This is a genomic window from Streptomyces sp. NPDC001027, assembly GCF_040299045.1.
Classification (GTDB): domain Bacteria; phylum Actinomycetota; class Actinomycetes; order Streptomycetales; family Streptomycetaceae; genus Streptomyces.
Genome location: NZ_JBEPBI010000450.1, coordinates 1 through 3,264, shown reverse-complemented (window position 1 = coordinate 3,264; position 3,264 = coordinate 1). Strand labels below are relative to the sequence as shown.

At 70.9% G+C, this 3,264-nt stretch carries 3 protein-coding genes and 1 pseudogene; all 4 read right to left on the bottom strand.

All coding sequences use genetic code 11. The features are described from left to right. Positions 1-199: pseudogene (locus ABT300_RS42570) on the bottom strand (serine hydroxymethyltransferase); the annotation flags it as partial. 58 nt (positions 200-257) lie between these two features. Further along, positions 258-1,439 (bottom strand): NAD(P)/FAD-dependent oxidoreductase, encoded by a 1,182-nt coding sequence (locus tag ABT300_RS42565; protein ID WP_351688120.1) that lies wholly within the window; start codon positions 1,437-1,439, stop codon positions 258-260. 228 nt (positions 1,440-1,667) lie between these two features. Further along, on the bottom strand, positions 1,668-2,801 hold the full coding sequence (locus ABT300_RS42560; RefSeq protein WP_351688118.1) for an aromatic ring-hydroxylating oxygenase subunit alpha: 1,134 nt from the start codon (positions 2,799-2,801) through the stop codon (positions 1,668-1,670). Between the two features lie 89 nt (positions 2,802-2,890). Then, a partial coding sequence (locus tag ABT300_RS42555; protein ID WP_351688115.1) for a zinc-binding dehydrogenase occupies positions 2,891-3,264 on the bottom strand: 374 nt, incomplete at its 5' end.

Sequence of the window (3,264 nt, the reverse complement as noted above, 5' to 3'; positions counted from 1 at the left end):
CGCCGTAGTAGCGGCGGCCGGGGTAGCCCTCGGCGTACTTGTTGGTGAGGACCGAGCCCTGCGCCTCCAGGACCGCCACCGGGGCGAAGTTCTCCGAGGCGATCATCTCCAGCGTGGACTGCTGGCGGTTGAGTTCGGCGTCGACCGCGGCGGCGACCTCGGGGTCGAGGTCGTGCAGGGACTGGTTGAACAGGGTCATCGGCGCTCTCCTGTGCGGGTTCCGGAGGGAGGAGGTGGGACGCTCACGAGCGGGGCGCTCAGGACACGGCGACCGCGGCGGCGGGGACGAGCGTGCGGCGAAGCCGGTTGAAGAGCTTCGGCTGGTTGAGGGACAGCACGGCCACGGGGTCGGCGTCGTGCCGGTAGACGGCCGTGAACGTACGGCTGTCGAGGTCGCCCTCGACGACCTCGGGTTCCGCGCCCGGGACGACGTACCCGGCGAGCTGGATGCGCGTGCGGTACTGGTCGGACCAGAAGTAGGGGGCGGTGAGCGGGGCCGGAGCGGACACGCCGGTCAGCAGGGTCCGGGCGGCGGTCCTCGCCTGCTCGGTGGCGTTGCTCCAGTGCTCGATGCGGGCGTGGCGTCCGGTGAAGGGGTGGGGGCAGCGGGCCACGTCGCCGACGGCGACGACGCCCGGGACGGTGGTCGCGCAGCCGGAGTCGCACACCACGCCGTCGTCCACCAGGACCCCGGAGCCCGCGAGCCAGTCGGTGTTGGGCCGCACGCCCACGCCGGCCACGACGACGTCGGCGGGCAGCACCCGCCCGTCCGCCAGCCGTACGCCGGTGACCCGGTCCTGGCCGAGCAGTTCGGCCACGCCGACGCCGCACAGCAGGTGGACGCCGTGATCGGTATGCAGGGAGGAGCAGACCAGGCCCATCGTGCGGCCGAGTTGGCGCTCCAGCGGCACGTCGGCCGCCTCGACGAGGGTGACGCGCAGGCCGAGCCGGTGGGCGGTGGAGGCCACCTCGGCGCCGATGAAGCCCGCGCCGATGACGACGACCCTGGGCAGGCCGTCCAGCAACTCGGCCCGCAGGGCGAGGGCGTCGTCCAGGGTGCGCAGGGTGTGGACGCCGGCCCGCCCGTCGGATCCGGGGAGCGTGCGGGGGCTCGCGCCGGTCGCGACGACCACGCCCTGGGTGCGCACCTGCCGGCCGCCGGCCAGGGTGACGGTGCGGGAGACGGGGTCGAGACGGACCGCGCGTTCGCCCAGCAGCCAGTGCACGTCCAGCTCGTCGTACTCGTCGGCGTCACCGAGGGCGAGCGCGTCGGCGTCGACGTCGCCCTTGAGGAAGTCCTTGGACAGCGGAGGGCGGTCGTAGGGGGTGTGGCGCTCCTCCCCCACGACGACGATCTCGCCGTCGTAGCCCTCCGCACGCAGCGCGCGGACCGTGCTCAGGCCCGCCAGCGACGCTCCGACGACGGTGATGCTCCTCATGCGGGCTCCTGACGAGAGGTGTCTCATATCGCACAACGACTCGCGTTATGCGCAACATGGTTTCGGTGGAATTCGGGAGTGTCAAGAGGACGGACCGTCGATTGTCTCTCATGACACTCCGCGTTGCGCTGGTTGCAACACACTCCCCACGACCGTCCACCTGCCGGAGGAATCGGAGCGGCAGGTCCGAGCGGCAGGCGGACGGGCGTCCGCGGGGGCGCCGCGAGGTCAGTGCCCGGGTCCGACGTCGAGCTTGTTCTGGAGCCAGGTGTGGAACTCGCCGATGTGGTGCTCGCTGGGCACCAGCACGCCGCCCTTGGCGTACGCCCTCGAGCTCATCGCCGGCTGGGTGCGCTCGCAGGCGTCGAAGTCCTGCTGGTTCACGCGGTGGAACAGCTCCACCGAACGCTCCACGTCCTTGCCGCTCTCCACGACGTGCGGCAGGTACAGCCAGTCGCATTCGACCACCGTGCGGTCGGCCGCCATCGGGTACATCCGGTGGACGATCACGTGGTCGGGGACGAGGTTGACGAACACCTGCGGCCGGACGGTGATCGCGTAGTAGCGGCGGTCCTGGTCCTCGGCGACCCCCGGGATGCGGTCCAGGCCCTCGGAGCCGTCGACGGTGAAGCCCTGGACGTCCGCGCCGAACTCGGCGCCGTGCCCCACGTAGTACTGGGCGGCGTAGCCGTCGGCGAACTCCGGGAGCACCTCGGTCAGTTCGGGGTGGATCGTGGCGCAGTGGTAGCACTCCATGAAGTTCTCGATGATGAGCTTCCAGTTCGCCTTCACGTCGTACGTGATCCGACGTCCCACCGACAGGTTGTCGACGTCGTAGCGCTCGATCGACTCCAGGTCGCCGAGCCGCTCGACGACCGCGCCCAGCACGTCCGCCTCGAAGGACGGCGGCTCGTCGGCGAGGCAGACCCACACATAGCCGAGCCACTCCCGCACATGGACGTCGACCAGGCCGTACTCGGTCCGGTCGATGTCCGGCATCGAGGTCAGGTTGGGCGCCGCGACCAGCTTGCCGTCCAGGCCGTACGTCCACGCGTGGTAGGGGCACTGGAAGGCTCGCTTGACCTCGCCGGACTCCTCGGTGCAGAGCTTGGCCCCGCGGTGCCGGCAGATGTTGAGGAACGCCTTGATCGACCCGTCCCGGGAACGGGAGACGAGGACGCTCTCCCGTCCGACCTGGTAGGTACGGAAGGCGCCGGGCTTGGCCAGCTCGGAGGCGCGGGTCACGCAGAACCACATGGCCTCGAAGACCCGCTCCTGCTCCTGGGCGAAGACCGCGGGGTCCGTGTAGTACTCGCCGGGCAGCGTGGGGATCAGGCTGGGCGGCAGGTTGGTGAGGGTCATCGAGTCACCTTCGGAGAATTCGGGAAGCGGTGGCGGGGCCGTCGAGGTCGAACGTCCGGGAGGTCACGAGGCGCTCGACGCGGGGGCGGTCACAGGACCACCACCGAACGCAGGACGTCGCCGCGGTGCATCTTGGCGAACGCGGCCTCGACGTCGTCCAGACCGACGGTCTCGGTGACGAACTCGCCGAGGTCGAAGCGGCCCTGGAGGTAGAGGTCGATCAGGGCGGGGAAATCACGGGAGGGCAGGCAGTCGCCGTACCAGGAGGACTTCAGTGCGCCGCCGCGTCCGAAGACGTCCAGCAGCGGCAGTTCGAGCTTCGGCCCGGGGGTGGGGACGCCCACCAGGACGGCGGTGCCGGCCAGGTCGCGGGCGTGGAAGGCCTGCTCGAAGGTCTCGGGGCGGCCCACCGCGTCCACGACGACGTCGGCGCCGAAGCCGCCGGTGAGCTCGCGGATCGCCT

Coding starts and splice junctions, on each gene's coding strand:
- ABT300_RS42560 (WP_351688118.1), bottom strand. CDS start 2,801: ATGACCCTCACCAACCTGCCGCCCAGCCTGATCCCCACGCTGCCCGGC.
- ABT300_RS42565 (WP_351688120.1), bottom strand. CDS start 1,439: ATGAGGAGCATCACCGTCGTCGGAGCGTCGCTGGCGGGCCTGAGCACG.